26 protein-coding genes are annotated in these 22840 nt (G+C 60.4%); 10 read left to right on the top strand and 16 right to left on the bottom strand.

Annotated elements, in window-relative coordinates; genetic code table 11:
* Positions 1-30 precede the first annotated feature (30 nt).
* Complete coding sequence (locus AUL28_RS21280) at positions 31-963, top strand: ArdC family protein (RefSeq protein WP_062236858.1); 933 nt, start codon at positions 31-33, stop codon at positions 961-963.
* A gap of 564 nt (positions 964-1527) precedes the next feature.
* Positions 1528-1704, top strand: coding sequence for a hypothetical protein (locus AUL28_RS22900; protein ID WP_156420126.1), 177 nt, complete (start codon positions 1528-1530; stop codon positions 1702-1704).
* 136 nt (positions 1705-1840) lie between these two features.
* On the opposite strand, the gene AUL28_RS22895 is transcribed toward AUL28_RS22900, so the two are convergent.
* On the bottom strand, positions 1841-2056 hold the full coding sequence (locus AUL28_RS22895; RefSeq protein ID WP_156420125.1) for a hypothetical protein: 216 nt from the start codon (positions 2054-2056) through the stop codon (positions 1841-1843).
* A 797-nt stretch (positions 2057-2853) separates the two neighbouring features.
* Between AUL28_RS22895 and AUL28_RS21275 the strand changes: the two genes are divergently transcribed.
* On the top strand, positions 2854-3201 hold the full coding sequence (locus tag AUL28_RS21275) for a single-stranded DNA-binding protein (protein WP_192843511.1): 348 nt from the start codon (positions 2854-2856) through the stop codon (positions 3199-3201).
* 99 nt (positions 3202-3300) lie between these two features.
* On the opposite strand, the gene AUL28_RS22350 is transcribed toward AUL28_RS21275, so the two are convergent.
* Positions 3301-3570, bottom strand: coding sequence for a hypothetical protein (locus AUL28_RS22350; RefSeq protein WP_156420124.1), 270 nt, complete (start codon positions 3568-3570; stop codon positions 3301-3303).
* On the opposite strand from AUL28_RS22350, the gene AUL28_RS22345 reads away from it, so the two are divergent.
* From AUL28_RS22345 to AUL28_RS21240, 7 genes are all read left to right on the top strand, one after another.
* A complete protein-coding gene (locus AUL28_RS22345) occupies positions 3544-4332 on the top strand; it encodes a ParA family protein (RefSeq protein ID WP_082640622.1) in 789 nt (262 codons plus the stop codon). The genes AUL28_RS22350 and AUL28_RS22345 overlap by 27 nt on opposite strands.
* Complete coding sequence (locus tag AUL28_RS21260; RefSeq protein ID WP_062236836.1) at positions 4329-5360, top strand: ParB/RepB/Spo0J family partition protein; 1032 nt, start codon at positions 4329-4331, stop codon at positions 5358-5360. The genes AUL28_RS22345 and AUL28_RS21260 overlap by 4 nt, the downstream gene beginning before the upstream one ends.
* A 56-nt stretch (positions 5361-5416) precedes the next feature.
* The gene (locus AUL28_RS21255) at positions 5417-5740 is read left to right on the top strand and encodes a hypothetical protein (RefSeq protein ID WP_156420123.1); all 324 of its coding nucleotides are present in this window, start codon (positions 5417-5419) and stop codon (positions 5738-5740) included.
* Positions 5741-6059: 319 nt separating this feature from the next.
* Positions 6060-6611 (top strand): plasmid mobilization relaxosome protein MobC, encoded by a 552-nt coding sequence (gene mobC / locus AUL28_RS21250; protein ID WP_082640621.1) that lies wholly within the window; start codon positions 6060-6062, stop codon positions 6609-6611.
* Positions 6604-7686 carry a relaxase/mobilization nuclease domain-containing protein gene (locus AUL28_RS22340; RefSeq protein WP_082640620.1) on the top strand — a complete coding sequence of 361 codons (1083 nt, stop codon included), beginning with the start codon at positions 6604-6606 and terminating at the stop codon, positions 7684-7686. Before mobC ends, AUL28_RS22340 begins: the two co-directional genes overlap by 8 nt.
* A gap of 120 nt (positions 7687-7806) precedes the next feature.
* A complete protein-coding gene (locus tag AUL28_RS21245; RefSeq protein ID WP_062236829.1) occupies positions 7807-8670 on the top strand; it encodes a DUF4238 domain-containing protein in 864 nt (287 codons plus the stop codon).
* Positions 8671-8752: 82 nt separating this feature from the next.
* A complete protein-coding gene (locus AUL28_RS21240) occupies positions 8753-9163 on the top strand; it encodes a hypothetical protein (RefSeq protein ID WP_062236826.1) in 411 nt (136 codons plus the stop codon).
* Positions 9164-9431: 268 nt separating this feature from the next.
* Here the strand turns inward: AUL28_RS21240 and AUL28_RS22890 are convergent, their stop codons facing one another.
* From AUL28_RS22890 to AUL28_RS21165, 14 genes are all read right to left on the bottom strand, one after another.
* The gene (locus AUL28_RS22890) at positions 9432-10814 is read right to left on the bottom strand and encodes an LPD7 domain-containing protein (protein WP_156420122.1); all 1383 of its coding nucleotides are present in this window, start codon (positions 10812-10814) and stop codon (positions 9432-9434) included.
* Positions 10815-10828: 14 nt separating this feature from the next.
* Complete coding sequence (locus AUL28_RS21225; RefSeq protein ID WP_156420121.1) at positions 10829-12931, bottom strand: type IV secretory system conjugative DNA transfer family protein; 2103 nt, start codon at positions 12929-12931, stop codon at positions 10829-10831.
* Complete coding sequence (gene virB11, locus AUL28_RS21220; RefSeq protein ID WP_062236813.1) at positions 12897-13913, bottom strand: P-type DNA transfer ATPase VirB11; 1017 nt, start codon at positions 13911-13913, stop codon at positions 12897-12899. Before virB11 ends, AUL28_RS21225 begins: the two co-directional genes overlap by 35 nt.
* Positions 13910-15118, bottom strand: coding sequence for a type IV secretion system protein VirB10 (virB10, locus tag AUL28_RS21215; RefSeq protein WP_062236809.1), 1209 nt, complete (start codon positions 15116-15118; stop codon positions 13910-13912). The genes virB11 and virB10 overlap by 4 nt, the downstream gene beginning before the upstream one ends.
* 6 nt (positions 15119-15124) lie before the next feature.
* Positions 15125-15970, bottom strand: a complete 846-nt coding sequence (locus AUL28_RS21210; RefSeq protein WP_062236807.1) for a TrbG/VirB9 family P-type conjugative transfer protein — start codon at positions 15968-15970, stop codon at positions 15125-15127.
* Complete coding sequence (locus tag AUL28_RS21205) at positions 15967-16641, bottom strand: virB8 family protein (protein ID WP_062236805.1); 675 nt, start codon at positions 16639-16641, stop codon at positions 15967-15969. Before AUL28_RS21205 ends, AUL28_RS21210 begins: the two co-directional genes overlap by 4 nt.
* 9 nt (positions 16642-16650) lie before the next feature.
* Positions 16651-17004 carry a hypothetical protein gene (locus AUL28_RS21200; protein ID WP_062236803.1) on the bottom strand — a complete coding sequence of 118 codons (354 nt, stop codon included), beginning with the start codon at positions 17002-17004 and terminating at the stop codon, positions 16651-16653.
* 26 nt (positions 17005-17030) lie between these two features.
* Complete coding sequence (locus AUL28_RS21195) at positions 17031-17942, bottom strand: type IV secretion system protein (protein ID WP_062236800.1); 912 nt, start codon at positions 17940-17942, stop codon at positions 17031-17033.
* Positions 17943-17963: 21 nt separating this feature from the next.
* Positions 17964-18215, bottom strand: a complete 252-nt coding sequence (locus AUL28_RS21190; protein ID WP_062236797.1) for an EexN family lipoprotein — start codon at positions 18213-18215, stop codon at positions 17964-17966.
* Positions 18212-18925, bottom strand: coding sequence for a type IV secretion system protein (locus AUL28_RS21185; protein WP_062236794.1), 714 nt, complete (start codon positions 18923-18925; stop codon positions 18212-18214). The genes AUL28_RS21190 and AUL28_RS21185 overlap by 4 nt, the downstream gene beginning before the upstream one ends.
* A gap of 3 nt (positions 18926-18928) precedes the next feature.
* Positions 18929-21289 carry a VirB4 family type IV secretion/conjugal transfer ATPase gene (locus tag AUL28_RS21180; RefSeq protein WP_062236792.1) on the bottom strand — a complete coding sequence of 787 codons (2361 nt, stop codon included), beginning with the start codon at positions 21287-21289 and terminating at the stop codon, positions 18929-18931.
* Positions 21283-21627 carry a type IV secretion system protein VirB3 gene (locus AUL28_RS21175; protein WP_062236788.1) on the bottom strand — a complete coding sequence of 115 codons (345 nt, stop codon included), beginning with the start codon at positions 21625-21627 and terminating at the stop codon, positions 21283-21285. The genes AUL28_RS21180 and AUL28_RS21175 overlap by 7 nt, the downstream gene beginning before the upstream one ends.
* 3 nt (positions 21628-21630) lie before the next feature.
* Positions 21631-21918 carry a TrbC/VirB2 family protein gene (locus AUL28_RS21170; RefSeq protein ID WP_082640619.1) on the bottom strand — a complete coding sequence of 96 codons (288 nt, stop codon included), beginning with the start codon at positions 21916-21918 and terminating at the stop codon, positions 21631-21633.
* Between the two features lie 120 nt (positions 21919-22038).
* Positions 22039-22662: a lytic transglycosylase domain-containing protein gene (locus AUL28_RS21165; protein WP_062236782.1), complete on the bottom strand. Its 624-nt coding sequence runs from the start codon at positions 22660-22662 to the stop codon at positions 22039-22041.
* Between the last annotated feature and the right edge of the window lie 178 nt (positions 22663-22840).

Here is a 22840-nt window from a genome sequence, read left to right as displayed (position 1 = left end):
ACCCGTAAGAGCACGAAACCTGCTTCGGACATCACGCGGATCGACGTCTACCAGCGTGTCACCGACAAGATCGTGGCCCAACTTGAGCAAGGCGTGCGTCCTTGGATGCAGCCTTGGGGAGCGAATGGAAACGTGGCGCAGCGCCCACTCCGCGCCAATGGCGAGCCATATCGCGGCATGAACACGATCCTTCTGTGGATGGAAGCGCAGGCGAATGGTTATTGCTCCTCGCATTGGATGACATACCGTCAAGCCGCTGCTTTAGGCGGGCAGGTCCGCAAGGGGGAGAAAGCCGCCCTCGTGGTCTATGCCAACGCGATCGCCCGCACCGAGACTGACGACAACGGCAATGAGAGCGAACGCCGTATCCCGTTTATGAAGGGCTATAGCGTCTTCAACTGCGATCAGATCGACAATCTTCCGGAGCAATTCCGCCCTGCCCCGACGAAGTGTTTGGACATCCCGCCGAAAGAGCGGATCGAAGCGGCCGACGCATTTTTTTCCGCTACCGGCGCCATTATTCGACACGGCGGAAGCCGCGCGTTCTATAGTCCGGCCGCCGACTGCATTCAGATGCCGCCCTTCGATGAGTTTTTCACCGCTGAAGGATATGCCGCCACGCTGGCGCACGAAATGGTGCATTGGACGAAACACGAAACCCGCCTTGCTCGTGATCTGGGCCGCAAGACGTGGGGCGATGAAGGGTACGCGCGCGAGGAGCTGGTTGCGGAAATCGGCTCGGCCTACCTAGCAGCTGATCTCGACATCAGCATCGAACCCCCAGAGGATCACGCGAGCTATCTTGAGTCGTGGTTGCGGGTCCTGAAAAACGACAAGCGTGCGATCTTTCAGGCCGCATCCATGGCTGAGAAGGCGGCATCGTTCCTTCACAGCTTGCAACCGGGATATGTCGCGCCCAGCGAAACAGATAGAGGGGGCGAGACGAGCAGTCTGGCAGCATGAGGTAGGCTGGGGCAATCGCACACGCGGTCGCCCCCGCCACGGCCGCCCGCTCCCGCCGGCATCGAGCCGCCGGGAGCGGAGATCCTTTCGGACCAACTCGTGCCCGACCGCGCTGCGCTTGCCGACAATGACGCGCGCCAGGCGCGCGGCACTTGATGCCCCACATTAGCGGGGCTCTCGGTCGCTTACGGATCTTGTCCGATTATCATGCTGGGGAAGATCCGTTTGATCGTCAGGCGGGCTCGCTCAGGACCACCTGCCGTAAACGCAAGCGGAGACCAGGGTTGATGAGCCAAAGGCCCCGATGAGGATCACTCCCCCTTTTGGCATCCACGTCGCTCATCCACAGGTCAGAATGGCCCTTGGGCGCGTCGCCGCAACGTCTAGCGTGGGGGATTTTCCCCGCCCGCCAAAGCGGGCTCCTCGCGACCGCGGCTGACGCCGCTTCAAAATTCCCCACGCCAGACGTCTTCCGCTGCGCTTCAGTCCTGACGGATGCAACTCCTCTCAACGCCAAGGGCACCTTTGACCTGCGAACGACGCAGACACCCAAAGGAGCTACTCGTGAAAACCACCCTTCGCTTTTTCTCCCGCACTGGCCGCCGCCTCCGCTCCTATGTCGACAGGCTGATCAAGCCCCTCTTGAAATGCGGGCGCTTAACTATCAAGCTGACGCTGTCCGTTCCTCTTCTCGCCACGGTCGAGATCGGTGCCGAGTGGAGTAGCAGGGAGTCCCGCTAAGGCGGGCCAAAGGAGCCGATCCTGTCTTCTGGTTTGGTGATGCGATGAACGACTTAACCGGGACGGTGATCGATCTCCTCGACACCTTCAGGCGTGATGCGCATCCATTGCATCCGATCTTCACCGATCGGCCATCCTAGAGAGAGATGCCGCCAAAGGCTATGTGACGCGAAATTGCCTCACCTACTCCGAGGCGATTTGCCAAATTGGCGCCTGACCTCGGGCCATCTTCAATCCAAAGCGATTTTGCATCATAACGGAACGCCAACCCGATATTGAGGAGTTCGGGTCCATTATTAAGGTCATCGATCTTTCCATGCAAAGTCGTCCCGAAAATGGAGCGTTCTTCCATCATCTTCCCTCAAATATACCGGATTGGTCTTATAATTCGCCACTGTAATAAAATCGTACGGTTTGGTCTTAAAAGTCGCAATAAATCGGATGTATTCGATCCATCCTTAATTGGGTTCTGACGTCCCCTTCGGGCCGAGCTCTAGTCGCTTCGCTCCCCAAGTCCCGAGTTCCGGGTCTTGGCCCATTCGGGTGACGATCCCTGACGCGCGCAGCTTCATATTAGGACTGAATGGAAAGTTCCACCGGTGGAACTCTTGCGGCCGCGCTATGGCGCGGCGTTTGCAGGGACGACGAGCTTGGGGCTCGTCGACATCCCCTCCCCTCCTGATCGCCCAAGCGCCCGCGCCCGTGACGGTCAAGGGGCCAGCGCGCTGACGCGCGTCGGATCGGCTTCGCCTCATCGAACATAATCGGCTTTCACGGCCAGGGCCGCGAACCTTCCGATTTTGCCCGCTGCCGACCCCTTTGACAGTCCCGGCCCCGGCCACTCTGGGGTCTTCGCCCCCCTCCCTTCGCTCCGGTGAATGTCAGGGCAGACATTCACCGGCACGAACGCCGGAGACCTCGCCCACTGGCGAAAGAGAATAACAATGGCGAAGGCACAATGCTCGATTTGGGTATGGACATGCCGGTCAACGTCACCGAACGAGAAGGTGCCGAGCGATGTTCGCTTGGTTGAAGCGCTTGGTGCCCATTCTTGAGTGGAAGTTCGCCACAGACGATGCCATCCGACGACGGATGCAAGCGGTTCGGGGTCTCCGAAGCCAGGTCCATTTTGCGCAAGGATCAGAAGCTATGAACAAGATTACGATCGCAGGGCGCGTCGGCCAAGACGTGGAAATTCGATCGACCGCCAACGGCCGAGTTGCCATCCTCTCGGTGGCGACGGACGAAGGCTACAAAGACCGTGAGACCGGAGATTGGGTGGAGCGGACACAATGGCATCGCGTCGTTTCGTATCAGAACGGCCTGATCGATATGTTGGAAAGGCATGGCCGGAAAGGGCGATCCGTCGCCGTATCGGGCACGATGATCTACCGAGAGTGGACGCGCGAAGGCGAGTCCAGTCCTCGGATTTCTCCTGAAATTCAGGTCGATCTCAAAGGTGAAATCGAATTCCTAAGTTCGCTGCCTAGGGAATGAGCGAAGCCACTCGCACTGGCTTGGTCGTGATTCCTCGGACGACAGAGGCGTAATATGTTCCGACCATTGGGGATCGTAGCAGCCGGCGGCCTTGCTTGGCTAATCGGTCTTCACGCTCTCGCGGCGCTTCTGCTCGGCATTGTGGCACTCATCGGTATTGCGGCTTTCGGGGGAAATGCTGTGACTGGATGCCGCGACCGGACGGGTCGCGAACTGTACCGCCGCAACATGCGCACCATTGATGATTGAAGCCGAGCGGAAGCCCGTCGCGATCTCGCTCTCACTCAGATACATACCCACTATGAACAGCTTGCGGGCCACATCGCCGGGAAGGGATAAACCGTGAAAACCGTTGTCGTGAACAACCAAAAGGGAGGCGTTGGCAAAACTACTCTCGCCGCTCACATCGGTTGGTATCTCGCGGAAATCCAAGGTGCGCGTGTCCTCCTCGTCGACATGGACCCGCAGCAGAACCTCACGTCCGTCTTTCCTGACGCTCATAGAGGCCCCACATCCGGCGATCTGTTCTTCGAAACAATCGAACCTGCCCCGGGGCCTGAGGGGCTGACACTCTTTGCCGCAGACGAACGGCTGCATGAAGTCCCAACGAATGCGAACACCGTCGTGGGCCGGTTCATCAAGAACATGCAGGCTCTCCGTGATAGCTACGATTATTGTGTGATCGACACAGCGCCCACCTGGGGTGCTTCCACCTTCGCCGCGCTCGCGTCGGCTTCGGGCATGTTGAGCCCCATGGACCTTGGAAAATTCTCGTTGGACGGTGCCCGGACGCTGCTCCAGCAACTTCAAACAATCAACCAGCAGGTCCGCTCTGGCAAGCCGGTGGAACTGTTCGGCCTTCTGGTCTCACGCTTCAATTCTGGTTCGCCGGAGCAGCGCAAAACCCTCGCTCAGGTAGCCGAGACTTATACCAACTCGGTCTTGTTCCCCGGCGTCATCACCCAGCGCCAGAGCTACGAGCAAGCCGTATCGCGGGACGAGAACAATCCTCAATGCCGTCCTGTCTGGGCGATGAAGGGGAACACCGCCGCTCAGACCGCGGGCAAGGAAATTCGAGACATCCTGGACCATTTGAAGGAGCGGCTTGACCAAGCCGGTGACGCGCTATGAACACCGCATCTGGGGTTACCAAGAGCTTCATCGCAGGGCTCGACATCGACATTATGCCGAAGAAGGCGGCGACGCACGCACCAATCGACAAAGTGCAGCCTGACCCCAATCAACCCCGCAAGGTCTTTGATGAGGCTGAATTGCGGGAGCTGGCGGACTCCATCAAGGCAAACGGAGTCCTGTCTCCGATCGGCGTCCTGGCTGCCGTGGACGGTATGCACACGATCGTGTTCGGCGAGCGCAGGTGGAGAGCCTCCAAGATGGCGGGTCTCTCGGACATTCCCATCGGGATCGTTGACCCCGTGAAGGTGAATGTTCGAGCGGTGCAACTTGTCGAAAACATCCAGAGGGCGCGCCTGTCGCCAAACGAGATCGCCATCGCTATCGACGACCTTGCCAAAGGTGGGATGAAGTATGCCGAGATCGCGACCCAGCTTGGAATGTCGAAGGCTCGCGTGAGCGAGTACAAGGCCGTGGTCGAGATGCCCGAGGCCATTCGTGTTCACGTCGACCAGATCGGCAGTGCCACGGCTTACCAGCTCTTCGGGCTCTGGAAGAAGGACAAGGAAGCCGTCGAAGCATTCTTATCCTCAACGGCGCCCGAGGCGATCAACAGACCGGCCATCACTCGGCTGGGGGACGCGATGAGCGGGAAGGGGGAGGGGCAGCTTCCAGAAGCAGGTGTCGCGCCCCAGACGAACGAGAGCGGATCGACCGCTCCCGTTCCGTCGTCCCCGCCAAAGGGCGGCTCCCGCTCTGCGCCATCTGCTACTTCCTCGACGACCAAGGACCAGCGCGAAAGCAGTTCGGAAGGGAAGGGGGGTGGCGTCGTTCCAGTTAGCCCCATTGGTCAATCAGAGGTTAGCCATCCCCAGTTCATTGTTCAACTTGGCGAGGAATTCGGTCGTCTGCTGATTGATCGTACGGGACCAGACCCAAAGACGGCGCTTGTAGCGTTCGACCAGGGGAGGGACATTCGTCCGGTGCCCTTGTCTGATCTGGTCATCTTTGAAATCGTCGCACCTTAAACCTGTGTATCCGGGTCGCCGTGAGTAACTGGCGGCCCGGACAGAAGGGAGGAGCCATGCACACTGATCCGTTGCGACTGGTGCTCTATCCGATCCGACTTTTCGTTCACCTCGCACGATATGCCGTCTTCTTCATCCTCCTCCACGGCCGGGGAGGAGTTCGTTTTCTTCTCGGCTTCTTCGCAGTCGGTGGGGTCGCCGCTTCTGCGATGAACTGGTTCGCCGACTATGCTGGCACCGGTTTCGATTACGGTCTCGGACACAACGCAGCGTTTCTCTACCTGACGCTTGCATTCAGCTGTGTCGTGCTGCGCTACAAATATGACGACCTCTTGTTTCGCATCGAGCCAGAGGGCCGGCGGCTTTTCCTCTCCCTCTGATCGGGACTAAGAGGGCGTACACATCAGCCTTCCATTTTGCGCGACTTGTCGCGTCTTAACCCGGCTTGGAATCAAGCCGGATTTTCGCGTTTGGGCGATCCGTAATGGATCGCCCTTAGATCCTCGTTTCGCGAAAGGGGGTAGGAGGCTTTGATCCTACTCAAGGGTGGAGAGTTGCACGAGTGCCCGGTATCGGTGCGCTTGCTGGCGAGGTGGGCGCTTCGATCGCAGCAAGTTCCACCGGTGGAACAAATTTTGGAGAATAGAGACAATGGCAGGATAGGCTTGCCGCCAGTGTTTTTAAAACCTATGGTTCGGTATGGCTTTCTTTGGCTTCCAACTTTCCGATGCAGATGCCCGCAAGTTCGACGAACTGGCGGCACAGCATGGCGGGCGATCAGCGTTGCTCCGAACGTTGGTGAGGCGGGTCACGGAGGGCGGGGAGGGGGGCGGCGACACCCCGGGGAATGGCTTGCGCTCCAGGGCCCAGGCCAAGGAAAAAATCATGATCCGTCTCCCGCCGGAGGTCATGGATCATGTGGATGTGGAGGCGAAGGCCGCGAACATGCGGCGGACACGATGGGTAACCAATCTGATCCGCAGCCGTTTCGAAGCACGCCCGGCGGCCACGCGCGTGATGCTATCCAATGATGTGCGAAGCGAAGTTCAGTCGATAGAGAAGGCGCTCCAGCGCATCGGGACGAACGTCAATCAGATGGCAAGGGCGATGAACCGCGCCGTGCTGCCTGGGACGACCCTTGATCGCCAGGTGGTCACCGTGGCCCAGCACGCCGAGGAAATCCGAACGCTCAGCAAGCGACTGCAACGCGCTCTCACAAGCAACGACGGCTATTGGAACGCGGATGGCTGACTTCAAAACCCAGCGTGGCTTTGAGGACAACTGGCGACCGCCCGCAAAGGTGCGCAAGGTCATTACACCGTTGTCGCTTCCGCTGGCCACTGGCGGCGGTAGTCTTGCGGGCGTTAAAGCCCGCATGGCTCGGATCGCGAGCCGAGCTCCCGAAGTGATGGTCAAAATCACTGGCCGGACCTACAGCGCCGACCATGTGAAGGCGCATCTCGACTACATCTCTCGCAACGGGAAGCTTGAGTTGGAATGCGACGGTGGCGACCGGATGATCGGTCGCCGCGACGTTCACGACCTTGCGGACAGTTGGGGCGTTGAGAGTGCTATCGGCACGGGACGGAAAAACAGCTCCACCAGCATTTCCGTTGTCTTCTCAATGCCGCCCGGAACTGATCCGGATAAGCTACGGGACGCCGTTCGGTCGCTGGCTCGAACCATGTTCGAGGGTAAGCACGACTACGCTATGGCCCTTCATACGGATGGCAAGCATCCGCACGTTCATCTGACGCTTCGGTCGACGGGTCATGATGGGCAGCGTCTCAATCCGCGCAAGGCGGATTTGGCGCAATGGCGTCAAGTGTTTGCGGAGCGTCTGCGAGAACGGGGCATCGAAGCCGAGGCGACTCCGCGCCGAGCACGTGGCGTTGTTCGGAAAGCGGAACGGATGCCTGTTCGGAAGGCGCGAGAGCGTTTCCAGGCGGGGCGCGGCAAGGAGCCCAGCGTCACGGCCTCAGCTCGCCACCAGGTCACGCGCGATGTTCTGCGGCCATCCGAAGCACCGCCGCGTCCATGGGAGGATAAGATCGCAGCCCGGCAAACGGCGATCCGAAAGAACTATATCGAAGGAGCGAAGGCCCTTGCGCGTTCGCAGAACCCTTCCGACGTCCAGCTCGCGCGTGACATCCATCGATTTGTTTCAACCATGCCACCCCCAGTGCTGCAGCGGCATATCCTGGGGCAACAAGTCGTGACAGCCTATCGAGAGCGTGGAGCATTCAAAACTCCTGAACGTGCTCAAGACGCGCAGGCTGTTGATCGGCTGCCGTCAATTAAGCCTGACAGAGACCGAAGCCGTTAGCTTCGGCGTAGCGATCGTGTCAGGTATTCCGACGCGCTGACCGGCGGATCATCGGCGAAGGCTGGATCCGTCCCTCGTCGGACATGGACGGCAACCTCCGAAGCCCGATATCCTGGGCTCATGAGCTTGCAGACCGCCCAGCCCGCCGCCGTCACGCCGCCGAAGCGCCACCACTTCGTCCCGAAGTTCCTAATCGAGCAATTCGCGGGGGACGCAGGCACGGTCAGGGCTTGGTTCAAGGCCCAGGAGACCGTTCGCGACGTCCTACCCAAGGATCTCTTCGTCGTCGGACAGTTCCACTCCTTATACCGGCAGGACGGGAGCCGGGATCCAACCCTTGAGGTGCAGTTGGCTCGACTCGAGGGGATGGTCTCGCCCGTGATCGATGAGATCCTCGTCGGCGTGCGCGGGAATCAGGTGGTCGACATCACCGTCGAGCAGAAGACGGTCGTCGACCTGTTCATCTACCTGCAGTTTCGCCGAACTCCCGAGCGGTTCGAACGCTACCGTGCCGACATCGGCTTCGACGAGCTCCTCCGGAGCAGTATCGCGGCCTGGCGACGGGAACACCCGGAACAGGAGCACGAGCTTGAGGGACTCCCGGACGCGGAGATCGAGAAGCGCGTCTTCCATAACTCGCGCATCAAGGCGATCCGGCACTTCAAGGGGCCGGTCCTGGATGCGTTCCGGCGACGTTACCTAGACATCGTCCATATTGATCCGCGGATTCGGCGGCAGTTCGTCCTGGGGAGCACGCCGGTCATGCCGTTCGAGGGGCTGATCCATCCAGGGGAGACCCAGCTGTGGCTTCCCATCGCCCCGGACATCGCGATCGGTCCAGGACCGCTGGGCAACGGCTTCCGGCAGATCATGATCCGGGACCCGGAGGTCATTCGCCGCTTCAACATGGCGATCTGCGCTCAGAGCTCCATCGTGGCAGCAGCGTCGGACCGGCTGCTCCAGTCGCTCCGTCGGCCACGGTGAAAGATAGATCGCATTGGAGGGATCGAGGTAGGTGGCCGGCAAGCGGCCGTCGTTAGAGTAACGCGATCTAGAAGGAGATTCCGTGAAGCCTCTCGCCATCCTTGCCCTCGTCCTGTTCGCTGCGAGCACCTCTTCGGCCCACGCCGACCTCACGCTCGGGGCGATCTACGATGCTACCTGCGACGGCGAAGCCTGCACCATCGGCGTAGAAAGGCCGTCTACGTTCTTTGGTCGTTCGGTCCGCTTCAAGAAGGGTCCCTGCGAGTTCACTGGCAAGGTCGACGAGACCGATGGCATCTACGAGGGAACCGTCGTGCCCGGCGCGGGCTCGGTTCCTGTCGGATTGGACCCGAGCATCGAGGTGGGACAAGCCGAGAACGGAGACATTACGCTGACTACCGGCTACGAGGGCTGTGACGAGCGAGGGCTCGATCACGCTTATCGGAAGGGTGGCACGTTCGTTCTTCGTCCTGGCACACCGCCTACGGAGTAGCATCCGACGTTCCAGAGGCTGCTCGGGTCACGACTTGTCGCTTTCGTCAGGAACTCGAAGCATTGTCAGCATTTCCGGGCTCGACAACTGAAAGCGTCTAGAAGGTTTAGGGCTGGGGGTCACGGCAGCTTTGAGCTCTCCAACGCCTGTAAGCAGACCGACCGCTGACCAACCCGTCCGGTTGCAAGCAGCCAGTCATACGGGTGCCCGGAAGCGCCCCAATTCTTTCTAGCCTACGGTCAACGCAGGAAAGGGGCTGCTGGCATACTTATCGCGAGCGCTCTCGTTCAGGACCGCGTTTCTCCTGCACCATGCGCTTTTGAATATCCTTGGTCGTATCACCGACCATTTGGGCCTCGCGCTGGGCCTCCGTTTTTTTCTTTTCTCCGCCCCGCTCGGGATCATGCTGCTTCTGCCGATCGACAACAGGCTTCTCGACGGAACGCTCGTCGCGTTGGACGAAATGGACCTTGGCTTCTGCGAAGCTCGCCCCTTCCGAAAGGCCTTTTGCGATTTCTCGCCGCGCTCCTTCGATAAGGCGGTCGCGCATCCCCGGGTCCAACGTCTTCGATTTCACAAACCCCTCAATGACACACATTTGGCTGTCTGCTGCCCGTATCTTAGGGTCCGCTTGACGGGCTTCATTGCCAGCGTTCAGGAATTTTTCGGCGGTCACGGTCCACATGCCGCGATCGACAGCCTTATCCTCGTAGATCGCTTTGCCGGTCTCCTTATCCTGCACCGGTTTGCCTGTGTCCCTATCGCGAACCAGAACGGTCTTGATGACTTGCTCGAACCCGTCCCGCTTCACCGTGACGGTATCGCCCGTTTCGACCCCTGCACGCTGGACGGCATCGGGTAGCCCCGCGCCCCAAAGCGTTTTCGTCTGCCCCCCTTCCAGTTCTAGCTTCACGAATGGAGAGGGCTCGGCGTCTTTTCGGCCTTGGTAGGGTGCTTCGCCCACTTCAATGAGTTTTCCCGTTACCCCCGTCTCGGTCGGTTGGCGTTCGCGTTCGGATTTGGACGCCGCCGGATCCGGCTCGCGCTGACGAACCTCACCTCCGGTTTCGAGCATTCGACCTTGCTGCCGCCGCTCAAGCTCTTGAAGATCACGTTCAGTCGGCTTGTAGCCAACAACCTCGAGACCTCGCTCTTGAGCTTGCAGCCAGACCTCGCGGCGGAACTCAGCCGTCCCGGCGACCTCCAGTTTTTCCCATCCTCGATGGGCTGCCACCTTAAGCATATCGGACACGATGTTGGGATCGGTTCGCTCGGCCGAGAGCTTGTTCCCAGCGTCGATGAAGGCGGCATCCTTAGTTTGCGCATCGGGATAGAAGCCCTGACCGCTTCCACTTTTTTGAGAAAAGTATCGCTCAGCAATCTCCACCGGTACGTCCCCAATTTCGAGAGACGCCTTCCCCTTCTTCGCTTTGGGGTCGAGGGGAGGGGATGCTGCCGCGTCTCGTCCGTCCTCGTCAGAACTCGCACGTGCCGCCTCACGATCCGGTTCCGGCTGCTTTGCCTCCCCCTGACGATCGCGCTCAAAGGCAGGGGTGATGGTATTATTGGGTTGGGTTTGATCTGACGGGATGGGCGTCTTGCCCGTTGTCACGTCATCCGAACCCAGCGTACGTCCGTTCCCGTCTGCCATCGCTCCGTCTCCTGCTAGGCCGCGCGCGAGGCGTCGGATTTACCTTTGGTCTTCACTTTTGGGCTGTTGAGGTGCGCTTTGATCGCAGCGCTAATCTCATGTTCGAGATTTTCGTTCTGCGCTGATTTCTCAAAACTGGACACGTCCATGTGGGCAAACTGGAAGTTCGGAGTGAGGGACTCAAAATCCAAAGGCACCTCCCCAGCGCGCTCCGCGTCGGTCATGTTTCGTTCCATGATGCCCGGCGCTGCAGGGACCTCATCGTCATCCGGTCCCATCACTTTCACGATGTGTCCGGCCTGCGATGCCTCTGTCAGAGTTTCGGTTGGGCTTGGCCGCTTCGCCGCAACTCGAGATGCGTCCAGCTCATCTGCCATCTGCTCAAGCTGTGCACGAAGCCTTGCATTCTCGGCTGTCTGCGCACGGAGCTTCTGGTCACGAGGATCTTCAAGTTGGGCGATCGGTCCGAGAGCAGGACTTGCCGGAGGCGGGAAAAGCCGGCTCTTGAAGCCCCGATGTGTGTAGTATGTTATTTTCCGCCCTCTAACGGGAGGGACGCCGCCCCGCATGACCAAGAGCTCATGTCGAGGCATTTGCAGAAGCTCTTGAGGCATCATCAGAGCGCGGCGCTGCTCGCCTTCAGTCTGGGTCCGACGTCCTGCTGAAAACAAAGTCGGACGGCTGACGCTCCGGGTCTCAATCCCGGCATAGCCTATGCGCTCAGAGATGTTCTGAGCGATCTTCAACTCCTTTGGCGTGAAGATGATCTCGACCCCGCAATTCGTCATAATTTCATCGGCCACGTCGGAGCCGTAACAGGCGCTAAGCTGGGACGGAGACTGGAGGATCGGCAGCAGGCGAATGCCATAGCTTGCCACATAGGAGAAGGCTGAGGCGAGAACACTGGCCTGTCCCAGGCGTGCGAACTCATCCAGAACCAGCAGAACCTTGTACTGATGCGCCTCCTGCCGTGTGTTCAGATCGATCATCTGTTGGAAGAAGAGAGCGTATAGCGGACGAACGCGCTCCATATTGTCCGGGCTGACGCCCAGGTAGACGGTTATCCTTCGCTCCCGCAGATCGCGCAGGTCGAAGTCGCTCACGCTTGTTGCGCGATCGACTGCGGGGTTCAGCCAGAGCGCCAGTGAACTAGTGATCGTGTTTTTGGTCGAACCGAACATATTGTCGGGCGCGGCCGTAAAGTCGTTGACGGCGAGCGTGGTGCGTTCAGAAAACGGGGAGCCTGCTTCCCGCCTACTTTCTATCGTTTCCCGCAGATAAGTCTTTGTGTCGCCGATGGTGAGCTGCCGGTATATCTCGCCAATGGTGAATGGGCGATCTGGGGTTTCAGCGACCATGCTACCTACGCCGATAAAGCCCGTGCGAGCCATTTGCGCCCAGATGGGATCTGCCTTTGGAGGATCTGGGAACAGCATCGATGCGATCTTCTGCAACTCGTCGAGCCGCTCGATGGGGCTCTCCCGATCGATGTGCCCAAGCGGATTGTAGCGTGCCGTGCGCCCCTCCTGGTCGAGCGGATCGAACAGGTAAACCTCCTGACCGTGCCTCGCCCGAAACCCTGCCGTCTTCGCGAAATTCTCCTGTTTCACATCAAGGACTACGGCGGAATCTGGCCAATTGAGGAGGTTGGGGATCGCGCAGCTTACGCCTTTTCCCGAACGGGTCGGCGCGTAGAGCATGACATGTTCCGAACCGCCCAAGCACAGGAACCTGCCATTCTTCTCACCCACGAGGATTCCAACGGTCTCGCGCAGGCTATCGCCACCCGAGATCGGGCGGCAAATCTCGCTTTCCTTCGCAAAACGAGCCGAACCGTGAACATTCGGGCGCCGACGGATGATTGCACCAAAGCCGAAGAGGCAAATGATCACGGCGCCAAGGCCACCGCGATAGGCCCAGGATTTCACCACCTCGTCGCTGGGATAAAGCCACAGGTATTGCGGCATCATGATCGGATTGTAGGCTCGATCCCACTCCCGCAAGCCGATTTGCATCAGGCCCGAGGCGATGGCCACGAACAGGGCAACTGCAGCCAGGCCTATCAGCCCGTAGACAAGCGCTTTAATGCCCGGACTCAAGCTTTCGATGCGGGTCAAAGTAGATCTCCGTGACACGGCGATTGCCTCCCTCGACCTTGTGAACCTGCATCACGACGTCGACGAGCTGATAGAGCAGGCTCCGTATGTCATCGCGTGTCAGGTCACGCCCCGCTTCCGACTCTTTGACGAGGAGCGTCAACTGTTCGAAGGCGAGCATGGCAGAGTTGGCGTGAAGGGTTGTGATCGAACCCGGATGGCCGGAGTTCACGTTGCGCAAGTAATAGAAGGCGGTGCCGTCGCGCAGCTCTTGGAGAAGGATGCGGTCGGGTCGCATCCGAAGGGCGCTTTCGAGAAGGTCCTTCGGTCCGATCTGCGCACGCCCCGCTCCATCCTTAGCATAGAGCATGTGGACGCGGTTTTTGTGCGGGACGACGAGTTCTCGTGTGTCCTCAATGGTAACAATCCGCTCGTCGGCCGGAATGAGTGGGATCAGGGCCTTCGAGATCGTGGTCTTGCCGGCGCCGGTGGCGCCCGACACGAGGATGTTTTTGCGAGCGCGCACTGCGCCGCGCAGAAACGCTGCCCATTCGTTCCGGCGGTGGAGATCGACGAGGACGAGGTCTTCCGGTGTTAGGTCAGCCGTTTCCGCGGTCGCGCCGCGCACATCGCCAAACAGGCCGCCTCGCTCGAGATCTTCCAGCGACAGGTCAAGGCTGGACGGCTTGCGGATGGTGATCGAGATTTCATCCGCGGGCACCGCCGGCGGAATGACGATCTGGCAGCGCTCGCCGCGCGGCAATTCCGTCGAGCAGATCGGGCGGCTGTCGGTGACGTCCTGCTGTGTGAAGGCTGCCGCGGCCGTTGCCAGCCGCCGCAGCCAGTCGGCGGTCAGGCATTCGGTCTCGACCCAGCGCCAGCCCTTCGCGTCCTCGACGCCTATCCAACCCGGTGTGTTCACGACGACCTCCGTCACCCCGTCGCCGTCGAGAAGCGCTTGAAGCGGCTTGAGGTGATGAAGCAGGACGGCGGTGTCTCTCACGGTTTGAACACCATGCCGGCGGAGGATGACGAGACCCTGCCTTGGTGGTTGGATCGAACAGCGGCGCCTGAAACCTCGCCTGAGGAGCGGGAGACGCGGCGGAGCTGGTAGACGCCAGCGAAGTTCAGGTCGTTGGCGACGAAGATCGCGACCTCCTCGCCCTGGTTCTTGCGCAGAACCGGCGGAATGTTGATCGAGTTCTCGAGCGCGATCGCGGCGGCATCCTTGCCGGCAGACTGCGTCTCATTCAGTTCGATGTCGCGGTCCGAGAGATAGGTGCCGCCAATCTTGCCGACGTCGCCGATCACGGAAAGGAGCATCGCCCCGCCGAACCGTGTCCAAAAATAGGTCTCCACCTTGCCGTCGAAGCCAGAGCGTCCGAGCTGGTCGCTCGCCGGGGAGTCCAACGTGATCGCGACACCCGTCGGTGTCACGGCACGGTTCCATGTCACGAAAATGCGTTCCTGTCCCTGACGCATACCGCCCTGGTATTCGCCGAGAACCTTGGTGCCCTTTTCCATCACGACGACGCGACCGCTTTCGGAGAGAACATCGCGTGGGATGACACAGGACACGAGCCCCGGAGTGGTGGTGTCCATCGCAGTCTGAAGCACGCAGGTGAGGATGGAGCCGGCGGTGAGGAGAAGATCGCGGTTCGGCAGGTAAGCCGCCTCGTTCATGTCGATCGTCGAAGAGCGAAGGTTCGCTTCGAGCGCCGTCGGCTCCCTTTGGGCCTGCTGTTCAGGGAATGGGGTCGACACTGCTCGATTGCTGTCGCCACGCTCTGACGAACGGTGCTGGCCACCATTGATCGCCATCAGCGGCGCATATTGCGACGCCTGCAGGCGTTCTTCAGCTTTGGTTGGCTTTTCACTACGTTCGCGTTGCGGCTCCTCGCGCTCCGCCGGCAGTGCTGCCGGCTGCTGCGGCGCGGAAGGCGCCGGTTCTGCGGGGAAGTCCGGTTCCTCGTACTGCCGTGTCACCCGGATCGTCTGCGGTCGCGTTGACGGTTCGTCGTCGGCATTGCGACCCTTACCACTACCGAAATAGAGGAAAAGGCCGCAGCCTGCGACAAGCGCCAGCATGGCGAGAGCCTTGCCACTCGCCGTCTGCATGGACAGGCCACCTCCGCTGCTACCCTGCACCGGGGAGATGCCGCGATCTTCATGTTCTGGTCGCGCCTCGCGCTCATTGATGTCGCTCATCGCAGCTTACTTTCGCACCCGCGCTACGCCTGACGACACAGTGTTGGTGCCAGGGTCGATGCCGAAGTCAGAGAAGTTCTCATTTGTGATGCAGAGCACGACGCCGCCGCGACGAAGTCGGATCTCCCGCGCAACCTGGTGGAGGACGATGTAGTCGCCGCGAGTGTCATATTGCGCGACGGCTTCCGTTCCATCCTCGTTCACGACATAAACTGAGGGCACTTCCATGTTCGCGGGGAAGCGAAGATGCGTGATCTTGCCATTGTCCCATACGTGTGAAGGCTGCAACGCGATCGAGCCTTGTGCGGAGTAGGCGTAATTCCGCGAGCCATAGAAGGCGTCGTTGTCCAGCGTTTTGCCCACCGCTGTCTGCTCGGCCGCCTCTGCCTTCACTTTCGCCTCGGCTCGGCGGCGGTTCGCCTCGTCGATCGGGTAGGCAAACTTAACCTGGAAATAGGCTTCGCTTCCGGCGGCCTGATCGCCCTTCGATGTGTGCAGCTCGAAGGAATAGTTTCGCGTTTCGCCGTTGCCGCGGAGCGTCGTGACAATCATGTTCGTCGGCGGGTGTGGATCCACAGGCTTAAGGAAGAGAACGTTGCGGACTGCTGCGGTTTCCCAGCCGACCGTGTCGCCAACGGCGACGTTCAAGACCTCCTCGTCGTCTGAGAACACAACTTGCTGCACCGAGCGCAGGACGCCGATGACGCGATAGACCTGCATGGGGTTGTAGTTCACGACGCGGACGCGTGTGTCGTACTGACCGACGGCAGGAACATCGAGCGCAAGCACAGGGCAGGGCGCAATGACAGCCACCGAAAGGCCGAGGCCGAACTGAGTGGCGCGGACGGTCATCGCACCACCTCCGGGTCGGCGCGGTAGCTCAGCACCTGGAACCCAAGCGGATTAACCAACCGATCGCGCTCGCTGGTCGGTGCCGCCATGTAGGCGAAACCGATGGTCGCGATCCAGTTCGTCCGGGCGACTTCCTTGCCGCGCTCCGTCGTCTTCAGGAAGCGGACGTTTGCGATTTCCTTATTCAGGAAGCTGATCGAGGTGATGTCGATCAGGACGCGGCCGTTCCGGCCCATCTGGTTCACCGGGGATTGCGGATTGCTCGGCGTGACCTCGCTCGCAAAGCGTTCCTGCTCCGCCGGGGTGGAGAACAGAGCGACCTCGTGAAAGCGCTCCTGCTGTTCCAAGGCGGAATAGTTCTCGCGGGCGCGGACATAGCGGCCGAGCCAGTAGCGCTGCACGGCTTCCTCGTATGTGACGGTCTCCTTTCCGGTGATCTCGCGGATGATGTCCACGAAACCGGTGTTCTCGTTGACGCGCACGACGAAGGGCTCGACGGTCTTCAACGGCGCGAGGGCCGCGACCCCGAGCACGGCGGCAGCCGCAAGGCCGCAGGCACACGCTGCGACGGTCCAGGCGAGACGCTTGGAGCGCATGGCGCTGGCGAGTCGCTGCTGGTCCCAGCGCTGTGCCTCGGCGAAATAGGTCTTCAGGTCCCCCTGCTCGATCATTTCAAATCCTCAGCAGGGTTCGAGCGACAGCGTGGCCATGAGATCAGCATCCGATGGACTCAAGGCTGGAAACGGCGGTCGCATGTCTGGACCGTAGGGCGTCATGGACGCGGATTGCTGCATGACCTCGTTCGGCTCTCGATCGAACAGAACCTTGCTGCCGGTCTCGTTTCTCATTTGACTGGCAAGCTTCGGATCCTTTGGAATCCATAACCCGGCATTGAGGGGCCGCTTGGCGACACCGTTGCATCTCGGCAGATCGCGGTTGACACCCGTGGCGCAGCCCGTCGTGAGGACGGACAGCGCCAAGGCGATGGTGACACGGAACAAGATATCGACCTCTTCGATACGGTGAATCGTCACGTTGTTGGCGGTCGACGGTTCGTGGCTTAGGTGCTGCGGGAGTTTCGGCCCGCTTTGAAGGCTCCGCCACCTGGCGCGTTGCCGCCGGCACGCGAACCGCCGCTCACGGCTTTGGTGGCGGCGCCCGTGATCGGGCGTACGAAGTCGGCAAGGCCGAGTGACGCGCCGCCGACGATGCCGGACGCGATCGAGGGCGCCCACAAGAAGAACAGGAGGGACAGGATCGACAGAGCGACGTAGCACATGCCCGCGAGCTGCGCGTTATAGGTCTGCAAGGTTGGGTAGACGCTGTTCGTCAGCGACAGGACGAGTTCCATCATGGCGAGCGTGAGAGCGAATAGAATGATGTAGTTCACGCATTGGGAGAGCCAGCCGAAGAAAAAGCGGCGCGTTGCCTCAAACAGGGCACAGGCGATGAAGATAGGTCCGATCGCGACAAGGAGGGCGAGCACGACTTTCACGACGGTCGCAACTGTGAAGCCGATCGCCGCCATGATGGCGGCCGCAACGTAGACGGCGAGGCTGTAGGTTGCGGGACCGATTTCGAACCAGCCACCTTCGTCGCTGATACGCTTCGCAAGTTGGAAGCCGCGTCCCATCAGGGAGTCGAAGGTTGCACCGACGTTTCCAGTGGTGCCGCTGACGGCATTGCCAATCAGGTCCGGCAAGTCGTTGAAGAGCGGGCCGGTCACGTACTGGTTGTAGCCTGCGGTTGTGACGAGAAAGATGATGAACACGATCTTCATGGCCCGCAATGCGAAGTCCATGAATGGCTCATCGATGGCACCGCGCAGGATCGCGATGCCAAAAAGGACGATGTAAAGCACGGCAGCGATGCGAAGCGGCTGCTCGACGACCTGAATGACGGCCGCGACCCGATCGCTTAGATAGGTTTGAAGCCCGGCCTCGACACTGCCGAAGATCGTGGTGAATATCATCGCCGGTTCCTGTCACTTAGCTCAGCGGGTGATCCAGGAGTCGATTTCGCGCTGGTCTTCTGCGGACTCGTGCGCATGCCTTACAAGGTGCTCCGCCTTGTTGGCGTTGTCGCATTCCTCGCCGCGGTGCTCGCCGGTTCGGCAGTCATTGAGCACCTTTGCACGTACCGTCCCGTTCTCCTGGAAAAACGACACGGCACGAGGCGTCTCGCTACCGCAGGAGGCGAGAAGGACCGCCATGAGCGGAACGATGCTTCTGGAGGCTTTTGTCATCGCGTGATCCACGACTCGATGACCTTCTTGTCTTCGGCATCCTGCCGGCGCCGATCCTCCATCAATGTCTGACGCCCAGTGCGCTCTTCGGCTTCCTGCACCATTTTGAGCCCCTGCATTCGCATAAGATCGTTCTGGAGCATGGCCTGCTCAGCCTGAAGCCGCGTCGAGATCGCGGTGAGTTCACCGACATTGTCAGCTCTATCGATGCTGTCGCGCAGCTCCTTGAGCCCCCCTAGGCGGTCCTCCGCCGTCTCGTAGATCACCTCGCCGATCCCTTGACCGCGCGCGGTGCGCATGCCTTGGCGTTCCAAAGCCTTGCCGTAGAAATCGTCCGTGGCGGTGTAGCCGGTCACCTTGTTTCCGGCCCGAATGGACGCGATGCGGCTTGCCAAGTCGCCAGAGCCCTTGCCTGTCAGGAGATCCTCGTAGTCGTCGAAGTTCTCCGGCAAGTAGCGGCGGATTTGATTGCTATCGAGGAGTTTGGCAATGTCTTCGACATCCTTGAAGTCGTTCACGCTGTCGTAGAGGCGTTTTGCTTCGTCGAGTTGGCTCTTGAGCTGCTCAATCTGCTCGACCTGATTGCTTACCTGCTTGATCGACTCCGCCATGTTGCGAGGATCAAATACGATGTCGAGCGCCAACGTAGGAGTGGCGACGAGCGAACCGACGACGACGAGCGTGACCGGGATGGTTTTCTGAAACGCCATGAATCAAGCCTTTCTGCGTTGGTGGAAAATCGGGAGCCAAACGGTCGGATCATCACCGTGCTCGGCGCGGATCGCATCGAGGAGGTCGACGGTCTCAAAGCGACCGGACAGGATCGCCAGCTCGTCGGGGAGCGAGCCGAGATTCAGCTCACAGACCACCGAATTGTGGCCCTGCTTCACGAGGAACTGCCGCATGTCGACCGTCAGCTCCTCGCGGACGAGGCGATATTCCTCCGCCGTCAGGCCGAAGCCCTCGCAATAGTCGGCGCGGCTGGCGGCCGGGTTCGGCATGAATATCTTCGTCGGGCACATTTCGACGATCGTGTGCGCGATCTTCGAGCGAAGCGCGTCGGCCGGGCTTTGCGTACCGAACACCATGATGGCGTTGCGCTTGCGGTAGGTCTTGAGACCGTTCTGTGCCAAGTCAAGAAAGGCATCGTCGCCGAGTGCCTTCCAGAACTCATCGATGTCGATGATGAGTTTTCGTCCATCGGCGAGCGCCTGCACGCGATGGAAAAGCACCATCATGAGCGGCGTACGGATTTCCGGATGATCGAGGAAGTCGGTCATGTCGAAGCCAAGGAAGCGGGCGTCGAGCGCGATCGCGTCGCGGTCGTTGTCGAGCACCCAGCCGAGCGCGCCACCATTGCACCAGCGCTCGAGCCGCGCACCGATGCCGGTCTCGTCGCTTTGGCCAAGAAGGGGGCGCAGCGCGGATAGAGAGCGCTGTTCGCGCGGCAATGGCTCCAGCGCGGCGAGGCCATCGTCGATCCGCCGTTCCTCGACGACGGACAGCGGCTCGTTCGGACGTGATACCAGCTTGCGGACGAGGCGGCCGAAGAAGTCGCGGTTCTCTGGCGTGAACTCCAGCGCCTTCAACGGAGCACAGCCGGTCGGGCGACCATTCTTCAGCGTCAGGTAGGTTCCACCGCAGGCGCGTACGAAGAGCTCGGCGCCACGGTCCTTATCGAAGAACACCTGCTGTGCACCATGCTTCTCGGACTGTGCGAGAAGGAAATTTTGCGCGACGGTCTTGCCGGAGCCCGAAGGGCCGCAAATGAAGGTGTGGCCGAGATCGTCGACGTGGAAGTTGAAATGGAAGGGGCTCATCGCCGTGGTTCGCAGCAGTGCGACCGCGGGACCCCAGTGATTGTTCTCAGGCTTTCCGTACGGGAAATTGTGGAAGGGTGCGAGCGCTGCGAAGTTGCGTGAGTTGATTGCGCCAGGACGCACCCGCATACCGAAATTGCCTGGAAATTGCGACCAGAAGGCCGCCTCGAGCGCTAGGTCCTCACGCGCGACGGCCATACCGGAATCGGCGAGCATCGAGCGGGCGGCGGACATGTTGTTTGCCAGTCCCTTCATGTCGTCGCCGTAGACGAGCATCGAGAACTGGTGCTCTCCCAAGACGAACCGGTTCGACATGAGGTCGTCGATCGCGCCGTCGAGCTGGTCGATCTGCGACGAGGCTCGGTCGTTGGCGTTCGTCATCTGGTTCTGCTTACGCTCCATGACAACGCGAGCAGACGCCTTCGACAGAAAGGTGAAGCTCTGCGAGATCACGAAAGGGAAACGCGCTTTCAGGAGGTGGTTCCAGGCACCGGGCCTTGTGGTGGCGGGATATTCCTTAATGCCGAGAACGCCGGCGTAGCGCTGGTCGGCCGCGCCGCGCAGCTCGATCGCCTCCCGACCGAAGATCAGCCGATCGCGATAGAGCGCGTTGCCAAGATGACCTCTGACAAGCGGTATCCGCAGCGGCCCGCCGGTGAGGACGAGGTTCAGCATCTCCATCGGTTGGCTGAACATCATCCCTTGATGCTCATAGAGGCCGAGGAGGGTGGGATTGTAGCGGGCAAGACCGGCCATCAGGTCACGGCCTGCGTCCTCAAGGAACTTGATTGCGTCCACATCGGGACCGTTCCGGTCGCCGCGACGGCGGGCTAGGCGCGACAGGAAGCCGGCTGCACGCTGGCCAAGGTCACGGCCGCCATAGCTGACCAGTGTGACGTAAATCTCGTTGACGAAGAGCCGGCGGCCGGTGACATGCTCCCGGTACCTAGCGTCAAGATCGCGCGCGAAGGTCGAGCGGAACTCGCCATTCGGATAGGTCCTGTCCTCGCGGCGGACGACATGCGTCCAAATGGCAAGCCGATCGTTCGCGATGTTGCGCCAGGACTGATGTAACTTGGTGTGCCAGTCGTTGAGATCGGTGTTGTCGGCCGTTTCAAAGCTCGTCCCGTCGAGCTTGAGCGCCAGCATCATCGCGCCGGTGTCCAGCGCGACGACATGCTCGTTCGCATGACGGCCGTAAGGGAGGAACGCAGCGGCGCCAAGCTCCCGCTTAAGGAGGGCGGCGCTTACCATCCGACGACGTCTTTGCGGGAATAGCGCCGCATGACCGGCAGCGGGGCATACGAGCTGCCCCCCCACACTGCCTTGTTGCGATTGCGGCCCTTCGTGTGGAGGTAGGCAAAGAGGACGTTAAAGCGGTTGTGGTCGTGCCGGACAATCGCGCGGAAGAGGAGATGGATTACGCCGCCGAGCACGAGATAGATCATGCTGCCCGCAAGGAGGTAGACGATGGAGGTGATTAGAAAGTTCACCAGCATCGCCTCGACTGGCACGCCCGCGATCATCGCTGGACGCGTGCAAGCAAGGAACAGCGTGTCCTCGCTCAGCCTATCCTGTCCGTCGTCCGCCATTGGTCAGGCGCCGGTGATCATGCCGACGATCTCCTCGGCCGAAAACAAGATCACAATACCAGCGACGACGATCGCGCAGCGTCGGAGATCGAGATAGCCGAAGATCCAAAGAAATCCGGTGATGATGACGCCGAGGACCGCCAGAAGCCGTGCGGTATCCCCCGTCAACATGTCGACGATGTTTTGCAGGACGCCCGAAAACTCCTGAGCTCTGGCGGGGTCGGTGGCGCTGAGGGCAATCGAACAAGCCATCACCAGCAGTGCGACAGATTTCCGAGATGCGATCGTCATGATCGAAGCCTCCGTGTGATGTTGCGCGATGCCAACTCTCAGGGCAGCGCGCTGCCCGGGTGGGCGGCTAAGGTTGAACTCGGCTGATCCAGCGGAATGGGCCGGGGAGATGCCACAGGGTCAGTTGAAGAGGTTCACCCGCTTGGCCGGGGACGATCGAAAAACATCGAGAGCGTCGGGCTCGGTGGCGAGTGGTTTAGCATTGGGACCGCCGCTTGGCGGCTCGACACCTTCCGCCGGGGTCAACCCCCTGCGGATGTCTTCGATCGCTGGGACTACGTAGGTGCCCGCATTGAGAACTTTACGGACGTAGCCATTTCGAAAGCCCCGCTCATGGCTGCCCGTGTTATAAGCTGACAGCGCCATATGCAGCGCGTCTTTGTCTCCCGCTGCTTTCGGCCGAGCGGAACGGAAGCCGGACTCAATCACTCTGGCTGCCGCCGCGACATTCCGGCAGGCATCAAAGGCATCAGCCACCGTGAGGCCCAACCACTCAAGGTTGGACGAATTGATCTGACCAAGGCCGAGATCGATATTCGCGCCCGCTTTCAGCAGAACAACTGCCTGCGCAACAGCCTCATCAGCGCTGCTCGGCTGGCGATCAAGCGGAGTTCCAGCGTTGATCCCTATCGCATAAGGATTAAAGCCCGACTCTACCCGGATGATGGCCGCCATTGTTTCCGGAGCGACCGTTGGAGAGCATTTTGAAGCAAGTTCGATAATGGCTGCCAGCTCCAATACCATCTCGATTACCTTCCAGGGTTCGGCAACCTTTCGCCTGCATGAGCAGCTAGAACCACTCGCGAAACCGGTCCATACATGAATGAGTCATGCAAATCTAGTCTGCTCAAACGCTGACCCGTTGATGCGGTGTGGTAAAGGCTATCGATGCGTGATGGGACAGACGGTACAGTGCGAAAGA

Source organism: Aureimonas sp. N4, assembly GCF_001463925.1.
Taxonomy (GTDB): Bacteria; Pseudomonadota; Alphaproteobacteria; order Rhizobiales; family Rhizobiaceae; genus Aureimonas; species Aureimonas ureilytica_A.
Note: the sequence above shows the minus strand (reverse complement) of the source record. Positions and strands in the feature narration are given on the sequence as shown.